The organism is Aeromonas sp. R2-1 (genome assembly GCF_040908425.1).
Taxonomy (GTDB): domain Bacteria; phylum Pseudomonadota; class Gammaproteobacteria; order Enterobacterales; family Aeromonadaceae; genus Aeromonas; species Aeromonas caviae.
In genome coordinates, this window is sequence record NZ_JBFODR010000023.1 from 369,096 (window position 1) to 386,647 (window position 17,552).

20 protein-coding genes are annotated in these 17,552 nt (G+C 61.5%); 13 read left to right on the forward strand and 7 right to left on the reverse strand.

Features of this window, described 5'->3' with window-relative positions:
* The first annotated feature begins 15 nt into the window (after positions 1-15).
* Positions 16-525, forward strand: a complete 510-nt coding sequence (luxS, locus tag AB5Y80_RS08040) for an S-ribosylhomocysteine lyase (RefSeq protein ID WP_010673112.1) — start codon at positions 16-18, stop codon at positions 523-525.
* Positions 526-586: 61 nt separating this feature from the next.
* On the opposite strand, the gene AB5Y80_RS08045 is transcribed toward luxS, so the two are convergent.
* A complete protein-coding gene (locus AB5Y80_RS08045; RefSeq protein ID WP_010673113.1) occupies positions 587-1,609 on the reverse strand; it encodes a GGDEF domain-containing protein in 1,023 nt (340 codons plus the stop codon).
* Between the two features lie 133 nt (positions 1,610-1,742).
* Between AB5Y80_RS08045 and rnr the strand changes: the two genes are divergently transcribed.
* The 4 genes from rnr to AB5Y80_RS08065 all read left to right on the forward strand — a co-directional run bounded on the left by rnr (position 1,743) and on the right by AB5Y80_RS08065 (position 6,066).
* Complete coding sequence (gene rnr, locus AB5Y80_RS08050) at positions 1,743-4,136, forward strand: ribonuclease R (RefSeq protein WP_010673114.1); 2,394 nt, start codon at positions 1,743-1,745, stop codon at positions 4,134-4,136.
* The gene (gene rlmB / locus AB5Y80_RS08055; protein ID WP_041214488.1) at positions 4,133-4,882 is read left to right on the forward strand and encodes a 23S rRNA (guanosine(2251)-2'-O)-methyltransferase RlmB; all 750 of its coding nucleotides are present in this window, start codon (positions 4,133-4,135) and stop codon (positions 4,880-4,882) included. Before rnr ends, rlmB begins: the two co-directional genes overlap by 4 nt.
* 7 nt (positions 4,883-4,889) lie before the next feature.
* Positions 4,890-5,459 (forward strand): Crp/Fnr family transcriptional regulator, encoded by a 570-nt coding sequence (locus tag AB5Y80_RS08060; RefSeq protein ID WP_049636453.1) that lies wholly within the window; start codon positions 4,890-4,892, stop codon positions 5,457-5,459.
* 151 nt (positions 5,460-5,610) lie between these two features.
* Positions 5,611-6,066 carry a GNAT family N-acetyltransferase gene (locus AB5Y80_RS08065; RefSeq protein ID WP_049636452.1) on the forward strand — a complete coding sequence of 152 codons (456 nt, stop codon included), beginning with the start codon at positions 5,611-5,613 and terminating at the stop codon, positions 6,064-6,066.
* 187 nt (positions 6,067-6,253) lie between these two features.
* On the opposite strand, the gene AB5Y80_RS08070 is transcribed toward AB5Y80_RS08065, so the two are convergent.
* Both AB5Y80_RS08070 and AB5Y80_RS08075 read right to left on the reverse strand, forming a co-directional pair.
* A complete protein-coding gene (locus AB5Y80_RS08070; RefSeq protein ID WP_368172768.1) occupies positions 6,254-7,102 on the reverse strand; it encodes a hypothetical protein in 849 nt (282 codons plus the stop codon).
* A 100-nt stretch (positions 7,103-7,202) separates the two neighbouring features.
* The gene (locus AB5Y80_RS08075) at positions 7,203-8,426 is read right to left on the reverse strand and encodes an Nramp family divalent metal transporter (RefSeq protein ID WP_368172769.1); all 1,224 of its coding nucleotides are present in this window, start codon (positions 8,424-8,426) and stop codon (positions 7,203-7,205) included.
* A gap of 236 nt (positions 8,427-8,662) precedes the next feature.
* On the opposite strand from AB5Y80_RS08075, the gene rpsF reads away from it, so the two are divergent.
* The 4 genes from rpsF to AB5Y80_RS08095 all read left to right on the forward strand — a co-directional run bounded on the left by rpsF (position 8,663) and on the right by AB5Y80_RS08095 (position 10,656).
* Positions 8,663-9,049 (forward strand): 30S ribosomal protein S6, encoded by a 387-nt coding sequence (gene rpsF / locus AB5Y80_RS08080; protein ID WP_005331771.1) that lies wholly within the window; start codon positions 8,663-8,665, stop codon positions 9,047-9,049.
* A 32-nt stretch (positions 9,050-9,081) separates the two neighbouring features.
* Complete coding sequence (gene rpsR / locus AB5Y80_RS08085; protein WP_005313392.1) at positions 9,082-9,312, forward strand: 30S ribosomal protein S18; 231 nt, start codon at positions 9,082-9,084, stop codon at positions 9,310-9,312.
* Positions 9,313-9,364: 52 nt separating this feature from the next.
* The gene (gene rplI / locus AB5Y80_RS08090; RefSeq protein WP_010673120.1) at positions 9,365-9,811 is read left to right on the forward strand and encodes a 50S ribosomal protein L9; all 447 of its coding nucleotides are present in this window, start codon (positions 9,365-9,367) and stop codon (positions 9,809-9,811) included.
* A gap of 101 nt (positions 9,812-9,912) precedes the next feature.
* Positions 9,913-10,656 (forward strand): ferredoxin--NADP reductase, encoded by a 744-nt coding sequence (locus AB5Y80_RS08095; protein WP_102949180.1) that lies wholly within the window; start codon positions 9,913-9,915, stop codon positions 10,654-10,656.
* Positions 10,657-10,709: 53 nt separating this feature from the next.
* On the opposite strand, the gene AB5Y80_RS08100 is transcribed toward AB5Y80_RS08095, so the two are convergent.
* Together AB5Y80_RS08100 and AB5Y80_RS08105 are read right to left on the reverse strand one after the other, a co-directional pair.
* A complete protein-coding gene (locus AB5Y80_RS08100) occupies positions 10,710-11,054 on the reverse strand; it encodes a hypothetical protein (RefSeq protein WP_234929156.1) in 345 nt (114 codons plus the stop codon).
* A gap of 26 nt (positions 11,055-11,080) precedes the next feature.
* On the reverse strand, positions 11,081-11,359 hold the full coding sequence (locus AB5Y80_RS08105; protein ID WP_050485177.1) for a hypothetical protein: 279 nt from the start codon (positions 11,357-11,359) through the stop codon (positions 11,081-11,083).
* A 246-nt stretch (positions 11,360-11,605) separates the two neighbouring features.
* On the opposite strand from AB5Y80_RS08105, the gene AB5Y80_RS08110 reads away from it, so the two are divergent.
* Entirely contained in the window at positions 11,606-12,601 is a 996-nt protein-coding gene (locus AB5Y80_RS08110) for a Preprotein translocase subunit SecY (RefSeq protein ID WP_214003870.1), read from the forward strand.
* A 7-nt stretch (positions 12,602-12,608) separates the two neighbouring features.
* On the opposite strand, the gene fos is transcribed toward AB5Y80_RS08110, so the two are convergent.
* Both fos and AB5Y80_RS08120 read right to left on the reverse strand, forming a co-directional pair.
* Positions 12,609-13,010, reverse strand: coding sequence for a fosfomycin resistance glutathione transferase (fos, locus tag AB5Y80_RS08115; RefSeq protein ID WP_368172770.1), 402 nt, complete (start codon positions 13,008-13,010; stop codon positions 12,609-12,611).
* Between the two features lie 29 nt (positions 13,011-13,039).
* Entirely contained in the window at positions 13,040-13,207 is a 168-nt protein-coding gene (locus AB5Y80_RS08120) for a hypothetical protein (RefSeq protein ID WP_005308905.1), read from the reverse strand.
* Between the two features lie 56 nt (positions 13,208-13,263).
* Here AB5Y80_RS08120 and AB5Y80_RS08125 point away from each other — a divergent pair, with 56 nt between their 5' ends.
* Genes AB5Y80_RS08125 through AB5Y80_RS08135 form a run of 3 tightly spaced genes read left to right on the forward strand, consistent with a single transcriptional unit; the run spans position 13,264 to position 17,511 of the window.
* Positions 13,264-14,238, forward strand: a complete 975-nt coding sequence (locus AB5Y80_RS08125) for an NADP-dependent oxidoreductase (RefSeq protein WP_167825820.1) — start codon at positions 13,264-13,266, stop codon at positions 14,236-14,238.
* A complete protein-coding gene (locus AB5Y80_RS08130; protein ID WP_368172771.1) occupies positions 14,235-14,672 on the forward strand; it encodes a YqaA family protein in 438 nt (145 codons plus the stop codon). The genes AB5Y80_RS08125 and AB5Y80_RS08130 overlap by 4 nt, the downstream gene beginning before the upstream one ends.
* A 25-nt stretch (positions 14,673-14,697) precedes the next feature.
* Positions 14,698-17,511, forward strand: coding sequence for a pitrilysin family protein (locus tag AB5Y80_RS08135; protein ID WP_253584341.1), 2,814 nt, complete (start codon positions 14,698-14,700; stop codon positions 17,509-17,511).
* Positions 17,512-17,552 lie beyond the last annotated feature (41 nt).

The following is a 17,552-nucleotide window of genomic DNA, read 5'->3' on the forward strand; positions in this document are numbered from 1 at the left end:
AATCAGGAGTCAGAAATGCCGTTATTGGACAGTTTTACCGTCGACCATACCCGCATGGCCGCCCCGGCAGTGCGGGTGGCGAAGACCATGCAGACCCCGAACAAGGACACCATCACCGTGTTCGACCTGCGTTTCTGCGTGCCGAACGAGGAGATCCTCTCCGAGCGCGGCATCCATACTCTGGAGCATCTGTTTGCCGGCTTCATGCGTGATCATCTCAATGGGAATGGAGTGGAGATCATCGACATCTCTCCCATGGGTTGCCGCACCGGCTTCTACATGAGCCTGATCGGTGCGCCGGATGAAGCCCGTGTTGGCGCTGCCTGGCAGGCCGCCATGAGCGACGTGCTGACCGTGCAGGATCAGGGCAAGATCCCCGAGCTGAACGAATACCAGTGCGGTACTTACAGCATGCATTCGCTGGAAGAGGCCCATGCCATCGCCCGCCATGTGCTGGAGCGCGGTATCGGTGTCAACCACAATGACGAGCTGGCCCTGCCGGAAGAGAAGCTGAAAAGCCTCTGATCCCGAGAAGGGAAGCATGAAAAAGGCCGGTCAATGACCGGCCTTTTTGCATTTGGTGGGATCAGGAGGGCAGTGGCATCACCCGATTGCGTCCCAGCTCCTTGGCCTTGTAGAGCAGCTTGTCGGTACGCTCGATCAGGGTGTCTGCCGTCTCCTGGGGGATGTATTCCCCCACACCGAACGAGGCGGTGATGTGATCGATGCGTCGCCCGGATTTGCGATCCAGAATCGACATCCGCTCGATGACGCGACGCAGGCTCTCGGCCATCTGGCGGGTCAGTGCCAGGGCGCGGTTTGGCACCAAGAGGGCAAACTCCTCACCCCCCAGGCGATAGGCGGTTATGCCCTCCTTGCTGGCCTCTCGCAGCCGCTTGCCGACGATGCGCAGCACCTGGTCCCCCAGCAGATGTCCATATTCGTCGTTGAAGTTCTTGAAGCGATCGATATCGGTCAGGATCAGGGAGAAGGGCTGCTTGCTGCGGATGAGGCTGTCCATCTCGAGATCGAAGGCGCGTCGATTGAGCAGAGACGTGAGCGGGTCCTCGGTGGCCAGCTTCCTCGTCTCGTTCAGGGCCTGTTTCAGCTCCTTGATCTCTTTCTCGGCGCTGCTGAGCTGGTTGCGAAAGTGGAGGGTGGACATGCGTACGTCGCGCGACTCGCGCACGAGATCCCGCAGGATCCCCATGGTGTCTTCCAGGCTGAGCCCCTCGTCGTCTATCTTGCTCAGCTTGTCGAAACTCTTGTCGAGCATCTCCTGAAACAGCCCGGTATCGGAGATGGCATCCTGCATCGAGTGACTCAGCTCGCTGGCCATGGCCGCCAGATTGAGTTTCATCGCCTCGATCTGCTGCTCGTCCTGGGCCGCAAGGTGCTGGTGGTAGAGACGCTCGCAGGTGGTCAGGGAGAAGGTTCCCTGCTGCTTTATCGCCTGATCGACGGCATGGTTGAGTTCGGGCATGTCGCCGGAGACATAGCTGTACCAAAGGTGATAGTTGTTCGGCGTGGTGGGAATTTGATACTTGATCATCAGGGGAACCGCCTGTTTCAAATAGGCGGCAGATTGGGCGAACGAGTCCTTGCTCATGAGTTCCGAGTCTCACATACCTGCAAACTGTGTCCAGTATGACAGAGAGAATGGCCAAAAGGCAGTCGATGGATGCCATTAGCTCCCCCCTCCGATATAATGTCTGCGTTATTACCTACCCTAAGGCCTGCTTATGTCTCAAAAAGATCCTTTCCTCCAACGCGAGGCCGAAAAATACGAAAACCCCATCGCCAGTCGCGAGATGCTGCTGGAGCTCATCAAGGGCCATGAGAAACCCATGTCCCGGGAAGAGCTGGCCAAGGTCCTCAAGCTGACCGATGAAGAGCCGTTGGAAGCCTTGCGACGTCGCCTGCGCGCCATGGAGCGCGACGGGCAGCTCGTGTTCACCCGCAACCAATGTTACGCCCTGCCGGATCGCCTTAATCTGGTCAAAGGCTATGTGCTTGGCCACAAAGATGGATTCGGTTTTCTGCGCCCCGAGGGTGGTGGAGCGGATCTCTTCCTGAACAATCGCGAGATGCAGCGCCTGATGCATGGCGATTATGCCCTGGTGCAGCCGACCGAGATCGATCGCAAGGGTCGTCAGGAAGCGCGTCTGGTGCGCCTGCTCAAATCCCGCGAGGCGGACATCGTCGGTCGTTACTTCGTCGAGAACGGCGTCGGTTTCGTGGTACCCGATGACAGCCGCATCGGCCAGGACATCATCATCCCGGAAGGGGAGAACAAGGGGGCTCGCCAGAGCCAGGTCGTGGTCGTGCGCATCAACCAGCGCGCCACTGCCCGCTTCAATGCGGTCGGCACCGTCTTGGAAGTCCTGGGTGAGAACATGGCGCCCGGCATGGAGATCGAGATCGCCCTGCGTACCCACGGCATTCCGCATACCTGGCCGGAAGAGGTGACCAAGGAGGTCGCCGGTCTGGGCGAGCAGGTGCCGGAGAAGGCCAAAGAGGGTCGCATCGATCTGCGCGCCCTGCCGCTGGTGACCATCGACGGGGAAGACGCCCGCGACTTTGATGACGCCGTCTTCTGTGAAGCCAAGCGCGGTGGTGGCTGGCGCCTGTGGGTCGCCATCGCGGACGTTTCGGCTTATGTGAAACCGGGCACGGCCCTCGATACCGAAGCCTATCAGCGCGGCAACTCGGTCTACTTCCCCGAGTTCGTGGTGCCCATGCTGCCGGAGGTGCTCTCCAATGGTCTGTGTTCCCTGAACCCGCAGGTCGACCGGCTCTGCATGGTGTGCGAGATGACCATCTCCGCCGCCGGCCGCATGTCCGGCTACAAGTTCTACGAAGCGGTAATGAACTCCCACGCTCGCCTGACCTACACCAAGGTAGCGGCGATCCTGGACGGGGATCCCAAGCTGCGTCAGCAGTATGATCCGCTGGTGGGCCACATCGAGGAGCTGAGCAACCTCTACAAGGCGCTCAAGCATGCTCGCCATCAACGCGGTGCGGTGGAGTTCGAGAGCGAGGAGACCCGCTTTATCTTCAACGCCCAGCGCAAGATCGACCGTATCGTACCGCTGGTGCGCAATGACGCCCACAAGATCATCGAAGAGTGCATGATCCAGGCGAACGTGGCGGCCGCCCGCTACATCGAGAAGAACGAGGCCGCCGCCCTGTTCCGGGTGCACGACCGCCCGGGCGAGGAGCGCCTCACCGGCTTCCGCGACTTCCTGGCCGAACTGGGTCTGGAGCTCAAGGGGGGCCTAGAGCCCGAGCCGAAGGACTTTGCCGACCTGGCCGCCAAATTCGAAGGGCGCCCGGATGCGGAACTGCTCTCCACCATGCTGCTGCGCTCCATGCGTCAGGCCATCTATCAGGCCGACAACATCGGTCACTTCGGCTTGGCCCTGAAGTCCTATGCGCACTTCACCTCGCCAATCCGTCGTTACCCCGATCTCATCCTGCACCGGGCGATTAAGTACCAGACCGCCAAGGAGCAGCAGGGCAACCTGCGCCACAAGTGGACCCCGAGCGGTGGCTACCACTACCAGCTGGAAGAAGTGGACCCCATGGGCGAGCACTGCTCCATGACGGAGCGCCGTGCCGATGACGCCACCCGCGACGTGGCAGACTGGCTCAAGTGCGAGTACATGCTGGATCACGTGGGTGACGAGTTTGACGGCGTCATCGCCAGCGTCACCGGTTTTGGCTTCTTCGTGCGTCTGGCGGAGATCCACATCGACGGTCTGGTGCACGTCAGCACCCTCACCAACGACTACTACCAGTTCGACCCGCTGCACCAGCAGCTGATCGGCGAGAACTTCCGCCGTCGCTATCGTCTGGGTGACAAGGTGCGGGTCAAGGTGATGGGCGTGAACCTGGACGATCGCAAGATCGACTTCGTCATGGTGGAAGAGCCCCTCAAGGCCACCGGCAAGAACGCCAAGGAGATGGCGCGCAAGCAGGCCGAGATCAAGAAAGAGAAGGCCAAGAGCGCCCAGCGCCACGAGAAACGCAAAGAGGGCAAGGAGAGCGGTAAATCCGACAAGGGTGGCCGTGCCAAGCCCAGCAACAGACGACCGAGCAAAAAGGCTCGCGACAAGGCCAAGAGCACTAAATGAGTACTGAACTGATCTACGGCATTCACGCCGTCTCCGCGCTGCTGGAGCGCACCCCCGAGCGCTTCATCGAGGTGTGGGCTCTCAAGGGCCGCGATGACGAGCGGCTGCATCCCCTGCTGGCCGAGCTGGAGTCCCTCGGCATCAGGGTGCAGAGCGTGAACCGCAAGACGCTGGATGACAAGGCGGAAGGCAACAATCACCAGGGCATCATGGCCAAGGTGATTGAAGCGCCCAAGCTGGCCGAGCACGACCTGGCCAGCCTGCTGGACGGTCTGGCGGCGCAAGAGACAGCGCCCTTCCTGCTGGTACTGGACGGGGTGACCGATCCGCACAATCTCGGCGCCTGTCTGCGCAGTGCCGATGCGGCCGGGGTGCATGCGGTGATCGTGCCGCGGGACAAGGCCACAGGCCTCACGTCCGTGGTGCGCAAGGTCGCCTGTGGCGCTGCCGAAGTGGTGCCGCTCATCCAGGTCACCAACCTGGCCCGCAGCCTGCGCGAGCTGCAGGAGCGCGGCGTCTGGATCGTGGGTACCGCCGGCGAGGCGGATCACGATCTTTATCAGGCCAAACTCACCGGTCCCATGGCGCTGGTGATGGGGGCCGAAGGCAAGGGGATGCGCCGCCTGACCCGCGAACATTGCGACGAGCTGGTGAGCATCCCCATGGCGGGGGCGGTATCCAGCCTCAACGTCTCGGTGGCGAGCGGTGTCTGCCTGTTCGAAGCCGTGCGCCAGCGCCGCGTCTGACAAGACGATGACCGACAGACCCCCCTTTGTCTGGGAACGGGTTGCAGATGAGCAGGAGGCCGAGCGCCTCCTCTCTTTTGTCCGCTCCCTGACCTTGCCCCCTCGCACCTGCCTCTGGCATGCCGGTGACAGTCCGGCGCTGCTGGTCAGGGTGGAGGAGGGGTTGTTGCGGGCCAAGGTGGTGCTGGCGGATGGCCGCGAGTACATCAAGGAGTTCTATTGGGAGGGGGACGAGTTTATCGACTTCCACCACCTGCTCAGTGGTGAGCCCGCCCGCTACAGTGTGGAGGCGCTGGAGCCTTGCCGATTGCAGCTTCTTCCGCTGGCGGATCTGCGCCGACTCCCTTGCTGGCCCGCCTGGTATCACCATCTCCTTGAAGTGCAACTGCGCATCAAGGAGGAGAAAGAGCTGTTGCTGCTGACCGGGGGCCCAGAGGCGCGCTATCAGCATTTTCTGCGAAGCTTCCCCGCGCTGGATGCCAGGGTACCGGATCACCAGATTGCCGCCTATCTGGGGATCACCCCCATCAGCCTGAGCCGCATCCGCAGGCGGCTGAAAACGCGCGTTCAGGGTTGAGCCAGAAGGGATCGCCGATGAACCTGGGCAGAGATCGGCTCTTTGTCGACCATGTCCGCATTGGATGAGAAGGGGGCCAACTTAACCAAGGTTAATGCCCCTCGTCGGGAGCAAGATTATGCTGTCAGACCCCATTAAACAGGAGTCATTCATGAACTGGAGTATGAAATCCTGGTCCGAGCTGACCACGGATGAATTGTATGAGCTGCTTGCCCTGCGCGCTGAGGTGTTCGTGGTGGAGCAGACCTGTCCCTTCCAGGATCTGGACGGGCTGGATCGCCGTGACGGCGTACTGCATCTGCTCGGTCGTGAGGGGGATCACCTGGCGGCCTATGCCCGCATCATGGCACCCGGCATTGGTGATGACAGCGGCGCTGCCATCGGCCGCGTGGTCACCTCTCCCACGTCGCGGGGGGGCGGACTGGGTCACCGCCTGCTGGCGCAAGCGGTCAGAGAGTGCGAGGCACGCTGGCCTGCACACAGCATCTGGCTCGGTGCACAGGCCCACCTGCAAGGTTTTTACGGCCAGCATGGTTTCGTGGCCGAAGGGGAAGGGTATCTGGAAGATGACATCCCTCACATGGGGATGCGAAGGGAGCCTGCCTGACATCGTCAGGCGCCAGGAAAGGGGCAAGTGGCCCCTCATACGTGGTGCATCTCATGGTTTTTTGCTACCCCGTGGCCATGTGGTCGTCAGACCGGGGTGAGATATCGCCGCGCTGATCTGCCTGCGGTCTCTCTGTCGGGACACCGCCCCGGTCAGGGCGGTGCGGCATCAGGAGGGCTGGGGTGGTTCAGGGGGTGACCCGGGTGGTGAGGGTAAATCCCTCTTTACTGGAGGCCAGCGTCACCTGAACCTGGCCCAACTCGGTCAGAGTGCTCACATGGGTGCCGCCACAGGGAATGGTGATCTCCCGACCGTCCACCATGCCATGCCAGTAGCGGGAATCGACGATGGCCTCACCGGCCCGGCTGCGGCGGATCTCGCCTCCCTCTTTGAGCCAGCGCATCAGTTGCTCGTTGACCTGGAGCGCTATCCTGTCGAGGTCGGCCAGCAATGCCTCGCTGTTGATTCCCTTTTTCCGAAGGCTCTTGCCGATCCGGTACTGCTCCTTTGATCCTCTGGGCTCGACCCGGGAGTGCTGGATGGCGAGGCGGTCGAAATCCGGCTGCCCGAGAGCGTCCAGCTCGCTCGTCTCCTTTCGCCAATAGGGCGTGAGCGCCCGATTGAGGGCCAGTGCCACCAGGTGGCAGGCGCTGTGGCCCAGGCTCAGGGCATGGCGTGCCTCGGCATCCACTGTCAGTTCCACAGGCGAGCCAATGGCAAGGTGATGGGAACCGGCGAGGGGATGCACCACCACGAAAGCCCACCCATCCGCCCCCCGCTTGACCGGAATCTCCGTATCCACGAACAGCTCGCCCTCGGGACTGATGGCGCCCATGCGGCAGGGGCCCACGGCCGCTTCCCCCCCTTCCCAGCGCACAGTGCCCACGTCACCGGGTTGATCGGGCCAGAGGTGGCTCTGGGGATGAAAGGGGGTGAGGTCGGTGACCAGCAGGGTCGGATCCCCCTGTTTGCAACAGACGACGCTGGCCTGTTCCTGATGGTGGCCCAGTACGAAGCTGGCTCGGGTATGTTCCATGGCAGGGCTCCCGCAACGAGATGATGAGAAGGGAAAGGGGCAGCATACGCGAAAGTGCGAAGAGGCTCATCAACCCGGGTCAATGAGCCTCAAGATGGCGTTAGAGGGTGGTGACCAGCAGATAGGCATTGAGGCCGATCACCAGGGCGACGATGAGGCGCCCCACGGCCTGGGTGACGGGGTGATTGCGATGTGCCCCCATCAGGGCGCGATCACCGGTCAGGATCAGCAGCGGAATAAGAGCGAGGGCGATGCCGAAGCTCAGCACTACCTGGCTCAACACCAGGATTTCAGTGATGTTGAGGCCCATGGCGATCACCACGAAGGCGGGAGCCATGGTGATGGCTCGGCGCAGCCAGAGCGGAATGGTGAAGTGCACGAAGCCCTGCATCACCACTTGCCCCGCCAGCGTCCCCACCACGGTGGAGGAGATGCCGGAGGCGACCAGGGAGAGGCCGAACAGGGTGGCGGCTGCCGGTCCCAGCAGGGGCGTGAGGGTCTGGTAGGCCGATTCCAGCTCGGCCACCTGCTGGTTGCCGGAGCTGTGGAAGGCGGCCGCCGCCATGGCCATCATGGCCAGGTTGACGAAGCCGGCGATGGTCATGGCGATGGCTACGTCGACCCGGGTGCTGTGCAGTCGCTGGGTCACCGTGCCCTGCTCCTGGGTGTGCTGGGTCAGGGCCGAGTGGAGGTAGATGACATGGGGCATCACGGTGGCACCAAGTACGCCGGCGGCAAGATAGACAGCATCACCATTGGGGAGGCCGGGGAAGAGTGCCCCCTCCAGCAGACTCGGCAGATGGGGGCGCGAGAAGATCAGCTCGACGATGTAGGCGGCGGCCACGAACAGCAGCAGGCCCCCCACCACGAACTCCAGCGGCTTCTGGCCGCGGGATTGCAGCATCAGGATCCCCCAGGTGACCACGGCGGTGATGCAGGCCCCTTCCAGCAGGGTGATGCCGAGCAGCAGTTTGAAGCCGACCGCAGCGCCGATGAACTCGGCGAGATCGGTGGCCATGGCGATGATCTCGGCCTGCACCCAATAGGCCCAGACTGCGGGCCTGGGCAGACGATCACGAATGTGTTCCGCCAGGTTCTTGCCAGTGACGATACCGAGCTTGGCCGAGAGGGTCTGCACCAGCATGGCCATCAGGTTGGCCCACACCACTACCCACAGCAGTTGATAGCCGAAGGTGGAGCCGGCCTGGATATTGGTCGCAAAATTGCCCGGGTCGATATAACCGATGGCGGCGATGAAGGCGGGGCCGAGCAGGGTCAGCTTGAATTTGCGGGCCGGGATGGCCGTGGTGAGCGCAGGTTGCATACTGTCATCCTCCGTGGGGATATGAGGAGAGTATGGATCTAAATGATAATTGTTATCAATTAAAGTTTTGTATCGGGCTCATCGAGAAAAACATCTTGCTTCGCCAGTTGCAGTGGGAGAGGTGATTTCGTACAATACGCCGCCCTAGAAAGCAGCGTCTAAACATCACTATGTTCCTTGCCTCCGAGGTCTGGCTGCACCTGGGCGGAGGCTGAATTAATCCGTAAGGAGCTAAAATGCGTCATTACGAAATCGTCTTCATGGTTCATCCGGACCAGAGCGAGCAAGTACCTGGCATGATCGAGCGTTACACCGGCGCTATCACCACCGCTGGTGGTACCATTCATCGCCTGGAAGATTGGGGCCGTCGTCAACTGGCTTACCCGATCGACAAGCTGCACAAGGCTCACTACGTTCTGATGAACGTAGAAGCTGAACAGGCCGTTATCGATGAGCTGGAAACCAACTTCCGCTTCAACGATGCCGTTATCCGCAACATGATCATGCGCACCAAGCACGCCGTGACTGAAGTTTCTCCGATGGCCAAGGCCAAGGAAGAGCGCTTCACCCGTCGTGACGACGAGCGTCGCGAAGATGCTGTTGAAGCGTCTTCCGAAGAGTAATTCTTAGATCACCGCATTAGAGGATAAAGGCCATGGCACGTTATTTCCGTCGTCGTAAGTTCTGCCGCTTCACCGCCGAGAACGTTACCGAGATCGACTACAAAGATATCGTTACTCTGAAAAACTACGTCACTGAATCTGGCAAGATCGTACCGAGCCGTATCACCGGTACCCGCGCCAAGTATCAGCGTCAGCTGGCACGCGCCATCAAGCGTGCTCGTTACCTGGCTCTGCTGCCGTACACCGATCTGCACAACAAGTAAGAATCGGCCCGGCGCTTACGCCTAACTCAACGAAATTTATAGAGGAAAGGTAATGCAAGTTATCCTGCTCGATAAGATCGCCAAACTGGGCGGTCTGGGTGACCAAGTTTCCGTAAAAGCTGGTTATGCCCGTAACTACCTGATCCCGCAAGGCAAAGCTGTTATGGCCACCAAGGCCAACATCGAAGCCTTCGGTGCTCGTCGCGCTGAGCTGGAAGCCAAACTGGCTGCCAACAAGGCTGCTGCCGAAGAGCGCGCTGCCAAGCTGGGTGAGCTGGCTGCCGTTGTCATCGCCTCCAAGTCTGGCGACGAAGGCAAGCTGTTCGGTTCCATCGGTACCCGTGACGTGGCTGAAGCCATCACTGCTGCCGGCGTAGCCGTTGCCAAGAGCGAAGTCCGCATGGGCAACGTTCTGCGTAACACCGGTGAGTACGAAGTTGTTGTTCAGCTGCACGCTGACGTCAAAGCAACCGTACAAATCCAGGTTGTTGCTCTGTAATAGCGTTCCGCTCTTGCAGAAAAACCCGCGCACATGCGCGGGTTTTTTATTTTCAGATCAAGGGGTAAAGTGAAGGTCTGTTCCTCTGGAGGAGAACCTTTATGGCTGCCTGGGTTGAAGGTCGGGTCATCGAGCGCATCGAGTGGACACCCACCCTGCTCTCCCTGCGTGTGGAGGCGGAACTTGCCCCCTACAAGGCGGGTCAATTCACCAAGCTGGCCCTGGAGCAGGGCGAGCGTCGCGTCCAGCGTGCCTATTCCTTCGTCAATCCTCCCGGCACGCCCTATCACGAATTCTATCTGGTGGAGATCCCCGGCGGTGAACTGAGCCCCTCTCTCGGTTCCCTGCAGGTGGGCGACAGCCTGCTGGTGCAGTCCCAGGCCACCGGTTTTCTGACCCTGGATGAGATTCCCCCGGGACGGGACCTCTGGCTGCTCTCAACCGGCACCGCCATCGGCCCCTTCCTCGCCATGCTGGCAGAAGGACAGGTCTTCGACCGCTTCGAGCATCTGGTGCTGGTACACGGGGTGAGAAAAGGGGAAGAGCTCAGCTATCAGCCGCTTATCGCCAGTTTTGCCGAGCAGCATGGCGAGCGTTTTCGCTATGTTCCCTTCGTCAGTCGTGAGACCTGGCCGGAGGCGATGGCAGGGCGCATCCCGGCAGCCATCGTCGATGGCAGCTTGCAGGCGAGGGTGGGGCTGAACTTCTCCCCCGAGTTGAGCCAGGTGATGATCTGCGGCAACCCCGCCATGGTGAAAGAGACTCAGCAGACCCTGCTCGGGCTGGGGCTTGCCAAGAACCTGCGTCGCGCTCCCGGCAATATCAGCATGGAAAACTACTGGTAGGGGAAAAGATTCCAGGGGCCACAGGCCCCTCAAGCATGTCCATGGGCATGCTGTCAGTGTTTTTGGTGGCCGTTGCCGCCGTGCTTGTTCCTGGGCTTGTCATGGCCCTGACCCGGGTTGTTGCCACTGTGAATGCTGCGGTTGTAATGGTCGCGGTATTTTCCATCCATGTTGTCGCAGTTGAGCTGGATGCGGCTGGTCCGGGTGCTGACATCCAGGCAGTTGTGCTGCCACCACTCGTACTCTTTGTCGTCCCAATCCAGACCTACCCGGCCCTGGTCGGTGGAGATCCGGATGTCGTCATCGTGTTTGGAAGGGGGGGCAGCAAAGGCCATTCCCTGAACCAGAAGCAGGGAGAGCAGCAGTGCGCCGCGGGAAGTCATGGTCATGTGGGTCATCGCATCAAGGCTCCTGTCAGGGGGGATCATTGATCCGGTTGCGTGCTGATCTGGTTGGTGCTGGGGGGCTGGTTGCGCTGCGTCTCATCCTCCAGATTGAGGTTGATCCTCTTGCAGTCGGCGGCGGCCGTGTCACCGCTCCCGAGATCGAAGCAGTTGCTCTGGGACCAGTCAAACTGCGTGTCATTCCAGTCCAGATTGAAGGTCAGCGCATCCACGGAGAAGGTCTGGCTCCCTTCGTCCTGTGCCAGGGCGCTACCGGTGATCAGAAAAAGAGAGAGCAACAAAGCCGTCGTTCTGTTCATGATGTCCTCGAGTCGTGTTCGGTGGAAATGAGTGTAATGCGGCGGGCTTAACCCGAGCATAACCGCAGATGTCCTGCAGGTACGGGGTCGATTGTAGTGTTTTTCTGCTGCCGATTTGCACGTTTTGGTCGCACTCTGGGCAGCTGATCGTCCATCGGCGGGAATTCGGGGATTTTCCCTTCTCTCCGGGGGAGTGGCGACTATAATCGGCAGCCAACTTTTCCTGCAGATGTTTCCCGTTTCATCATGACTACTCAGGCTTGCGCCGTATTGCGCTACCCCAAGGGATGGTTCGCCCTCACGACTGTCTACAGTTTTACCGGGCTGGCCATTCTGGCTTCCATCGTCTTCTCCCTGCTGCTGTTTCTCTCCATCGACGAAAACCCCCTGATGAAGTGGCTGTTCGGCGGGCTGGCCATCATCTTCGAGCTGGGCAAGTTCTACGTCTGGTACGAGTACGGCGAGTGCAAGGCGAGGCGGGATCTGGGCGGCGCCTTCTGGTCGCTGCTGTTCTACAGCGTGCTGGCCGCCATCTCCATCGGGGGCAGTATCGGCGGCATCAACAGCGCCACCAACACCATCCTGAGCCAGCAGGCGCGTCACGAGCGGGAGATAGCCCGTTTCGACGAGCAGATAGCCAGCATAGAGCGGCAGATCCAGCTCAACGAAGAGGCGGCCCGCAAATACATCGAGATGGCGCGTATCTCGAGCGGCGTCAGCGGTTTGCAGCAGGCCAACACCAAGCTCAGGCTGCGTCAGGACGAGCTGCGCCAGGAGCGGGACGCCAAGCCGCTGGGGGAGCAGTCCTCCATGCTGGGGCTGATGAGCAGTCTGGCGGACGGGGTGGGCATGAGCATCGGTCAGGTGCAGTTCCTGCTGGTCTGCTTCCTGTCTATCCTGCTCGATGCATTTGGTGCCTTTTTCGTCAGCCTGATCGGTGAGGAGAACCGCTTCCGCCGTCAATGGATGTGGCAACGGGAGAAGGCGCAAGCCGAGGCCCGGGTCGCAGCGCCGACCCCGGAGCCGCCAGCCATCAGCAGACCCATGCCCGAGCCAGCCGTGGTCGCCCAGGTGCGCGACGCGCTGGAGAGCGGCGAGCTCAAATGCAGCAAACGCAAGGTGGCAGAGGCATTGTCACTGTCTCTGGAGGAGGTGGACCGGGTGTTCCAGCATCTGCTGGCGCAGGGCGTGCTGGGGCAGGGCAGCAATCGTCACTACCATCTTCGTGCCGAGCAGGGGTGAATCCGGCTCAGTCGAACCAGATAAGACCCTCATAGGGTTGCTGTCTGAGGGAGGCGAGCCGGCTATCCAGGTTGCCTGCATGGATTTCCAGTCGGTGCCCGTCGGGATCCAGCAGATAGAGTGAATCCCCTTCGCTGCTGTTTTTCTTCCACTCCACGACGCCCGCCGCGCGCAGACGGGCGCAGAAGGCAGAAAACTGTTCAGGCGAGATGCCAAACGCGACATGGCTGTAATCTCTGGCCGGTTGGGGAGGATCGCAGGAGAGACAGAGCCAGAGATCGCCGAGGGTGAGATAGGCTCCCCGTGCCCATCTCACCCTGGGGCGACATCCCAGCAAGTCGACATAAAAGGCAACGCTTCTGTCGAGATCGCCGGTTGCCAGCGTGAGATGGTTCAGTCCATGCAGCATCTTCTCTTCTTCCCCCTTGTCCCTGAACCCTAGTGAGTGAGCACCATCATCAGGCTGAGGAAGGCGGCCAGCCCGCCGCCGATGCCGATGATCCAGTAAAAGCCCTTTGCCCCCTGTTTGAGCGGAATGCGGAAGTAGAGCAGAAACGCCCACCACCCCAGGGCCAGCAACAGAGGAATAAGAAACATTCGAGCCATGGTGTCCTCGCTGTTATTCTGTTGACCCTTGATCAATCAACAGGATGGATTGTGCAATGACGCAGCTACAGATTACCGCATTCGGCGACCCCTCGGTACTCAGGCTCAACCCTTCCCTGGACAAGGTGCCCGCGGAGGGAGAGGTCCGGGTGCGCATCTGCTTTGCGGGGGTCAACCCCATCGATGCCAAGACCCGGGCCGGTCTCGGCTGGGCGGCCGCCCAGAACAAGGACAACCTGCCCTGGACGCCGGGTTATGACGTCTCCGGAGTGGTGGAAAAGGTGGGGCCCGGCGTGACCTCGCTGGCCGAGGGGGAACTGGTGTGCGGCATGGTGGGTTTCCCCCTCGCCGCCGGCGCATATGCCGAATCCGTGGTGGCCCGCGAGGAGGAGCTGGTCAAGCTCGATGGGGTGAGCCTCAGGCAGGGAGCGGCCTTGCCGCTGGCGGGTCTCACCGCCTGGCAGGGGCTGCTGGAGCACGGTGGCTTGCAGTCGGGGCAGCGGGTACTGATCCTGGCCGGTGCCGGTGGCGTCGGCCACCTGGCGGTGCAGTTTGCCGCCGCCTATGGTGCCCACGTGGTTGCCACGGCAAGCGGCGACAATCACAGCTTCCTTCATAGTCTCGGGGCGAGCCGGATGGTGGATTACCACCAGGCCGGGTGGTGCACCGAGGCGATCACCGATGGTCCGTTCGATCTGGTGCTGGATCTGGTGGGGGGCGAGAGCGGCAAGGCGGCGCTGGCCTGCGTCAAGCCGGGCGGCCGTCTGGTGACGGTCCCCACCATCACGGCCCAGCAGATCAAGGACGCGGGGGCCGAGCTCGGCGTCGAGGTTGTCGGCATGCTGGTCCATCCCGATCGAACGCAGCTGACCCAGATGCTGACGCTGCTTCGCCAGGGGGAAGTGAAGATCACCGTCTCCGGTGAATACACGCTGGCAGAAGGGGCGCTGGCCCATCAGGCCATCGAGCAGGGCCATGTGCGCGGCAAGCTGTTGCTGCGCATGTCCGCCGCAGACGGTCAGCCCGGATGATAGACTTCACCGGGATGGGGCTGGGAGGGTTGTTTCTGAGCGCCTTCACCTCCGCCACCCTGTTGCCCGGCAGCTCGGAAGTGCTGCTGGGGGCCATGGCGGTCAAGGGGGAGTGGAGCATGACCAGCCTGCTTTTCTGGGCGACGCTGGGCAATACCCTGGGTTCCATGACCACCTGGTGGCTCGGCTGGCTCGCCACCCACAAGAAAAAACCGGAAGATTTTCAAGGCCGTGGGGAACAAAAAGCCCTTGGTTGGCTCAAACGTCATGGCCACTGGTGTCTACTGCTTGCCTGGACGCCTGTGGTCGGCGATGGTCTCTGTCTGCTGGCTGGTTGGCTGCGCCTCTCCTTCTGGCGCTCCCTCATCTGGATCGGGCTCGGCAAATTGCTTCGTTATGCCCTGGTGTTTCTGCTGGCCAGTCAGATCTTCTAGCCCTTTTGTCACTCACGAGGTACCCGTGAACAAACTCATTCCATTAAGCATGCTGCTGGGCTTCTCCCTTCCCGTGCTGGCGGCCCCGACCCTGGTGTCCGAGCAGGTCAAGCAGGAGGGCAAGCTCGGCATCCCCTACCAGATGTACAAGCTGGACAACGGTTTGACCGTGATCCTGGCCCCCGACCACTCCGATCCCCTGGTGCATCTGGACGTCACCTATCACGTCGGCTCCTCCCGGGAAACCGTGGGCAAGTCGGGCTTTGCCCACTTCTTCGAGCACATGATGTTCCAGGGCTCCAAGCACGTTGGTGATCAGGAACACATGCGGATCATCAACGAGGCGGGCGGTGACATGAACGGCACCACCAACAAGGACCGCACCAACTACTACGAAACCGTGCCGGCCAATCAGCTGGAGAAGGTGCTCTGGCTGGAGGCGGACCGCATGGGTTTCCTGCTCGATGCGGTGAGCCAGAAGAAGTTCGAGATCCAGCGCGCCACCGTCAAGAACGAACGGGCCCAGCGTATCGACAACCAGCCTTATGGCCTGGTGGGCGAGCGGGTGGGGGAGGCACTCTATCCGCGTACCCACCCCTACTCCTGGCAACCCATCGGTTATGTGGAGGATCTCGACCGGGTCGACGTCAACGACCTCAAGCAGTTCTTCCTGCGCTGGTATGGTCCCAACAACGCGACCCTGACCCTGGGCGGCGACTTTGATACCAAGCAGGCGCTGGCCTGGATTGAACAGTACTTCGGTTCCATCCCGCGCGGTCCGGATGTGGCCGAACCGACGCCCCAACCTGCCACCCTGCCGGCAACCCGCTACGTGACGCTGGAAGACAAGGTGCATTTGCCGCTCCTGTATATCAGCTACCCGACCGTCTCCCTGGGGGACCCGCAGGAGCCGGCGCTGGACATCTTTGCCGATGTGCTGGGGGGCTCTGCCAGCTCCATGCTCTACCAGTCCCTGGTGAAAACCGGCAAGGCCATCGAGGCGGGTGCCTCCCACTCCTGCGAAGAGCTTGCCTGCACCCTGACGGTCTATGCCTACCCCAATCCGGCGGCGGATGGCAGCCTCAAGACCCTCAAGGGCGAGGTGGACAAGGTGATCGGCGAGTTCGCCCAGCGCGGCATCAAGCCCGCGGATCTGGAGAAGGCCATCAGCAGCTATCGCGCGTCCGCCATCTGGGGACTCGACAGTATTGAGGGCAAGGTAAGCCAGCTTGCCATGGGGCAGGTGCTGGCCCGGGATCCCGACTATGTGTTCAAGAATCTGGATGCAATCGCCCGGGTCAAGGGGTCTGACGTCAAGGCTGCCTACGACAAGTTCATCCAGAACAAGCCTGCCGTGGTGCTGAGCGTGGTGCCCAAGGGCAAGAGCGACTGGCAGGCCGCGACCCCGAACTTCACTCCCGCCAAGCGGGAGCTGCCGGATTACAGCAAGCATGACAAGGTGCTGGCCGAGCGGCCGGTGAAAGATGACTTCGATCGCAGCGTGCAGCCCAAGGCGGCCGATGCGGTGAGCGTCAAGGTGCCCGCCATCTGGCGTGGCAAGCTCGACAAGGGGATCGAGATCATCGGCACCCACAGCGACGAGATCCCGGCCGTCTCCATCATGATCGCCCTACCGGGTGGCATCCGGGCCGAAGGCAAGGGAGAGCTGGGGCTGGCGAGTCTTACCGCCGCCATGCTGGAGCAGGGGACGACGCGCCTCTCCGAGGCCGAGCTGAGCGACGAGCTGCAAAAACTCGGCGCCAGCATCAGCGTCTCCAGCGCCCAGTACAACAACCTCATCACCATCAGCAGTCTGGCGGACAAGCTGCCCGAAACCCTGGCGCTGGTGCGGGAAGTGCTGCTGCAACCCGGCCTGCGGGAAGCGGACTTCGAGCGGCTCAAGACCCAGATGCTGCAAGGCATGAAACAGAGCGAGCAGCAACCCGAGTGGCTGGCGGGTCAGGCGTTCCGCGAACTGGTCTATGGCAAGCAGAACCGACTCGGCCAACCCTCTGACGGGGTGCTGGCGGACGTGGAGAAGCTGACCCTGGCGGATGTGAAGCGCTTCTATGAGGCCTATTACAATCCGACCAATGCCAAGGTGGTGGTGACAGGTGATGTGACCGCCCAGCAGGTGGAATCCGGTCTCGCCTTCCTGACCCAGTGGCAGGGAGCCGCCCCGACCCTGGGGGATCTCAAGCCCGGGGGAGAGCAGGCCAAGCCAGGCATCTATCTGGTGGACAAGCCGGGGGCCCCCCAGTCGGTGATCCGTATCGGCCGTCGCGCCATGCCGTTTGACACCACGGGAGACTATTTCATCGCCAACCTGATGAACTTCAACCTGGGTGGCAACTTCAACAGCCGCATCAACCTCAACCTGCGGGAAGACAAGGGCTACACCTATGGTGCCAGCTCGGGCTTCCAGGCCAACCGCGAGGCGGGTATCTTCGCGACCGGCGCCAATGTGCGTACCGATGCGACCGTGGATGCCATCCGCCAGTTCCTCAAGGAGATGGACGGCTACCGCAAGAGCGGGCCGACCCCGGTGGAGCTGGCCTACATGCGCAGCGCCGTCTCCCAGCAGGATGCGCTCTCCTACGAGACCCTGGGGCAGAAGGCTGGCTTCCTGCTGCAGATGATCATGTACGACCTGAAGCCGGACTATGTGCAGGCCCAGAACAACCTGATCAAAACGGTGTCACCCGAGACGCTGAAGGCCAGTGCAGCCCGCTGGCTGGATCCGGCCGAGATGGTGATTGTGGTGGTGGGAGACAAGCAAAAGCTTGAAAAACCCCTGAGCGAGCTTCATCTTCCCATCTATCCACTGCAACTGCCCTGAGGGGCGTCGCAACAATAAGTGCCGCCCCGGGTGGGGCGGCC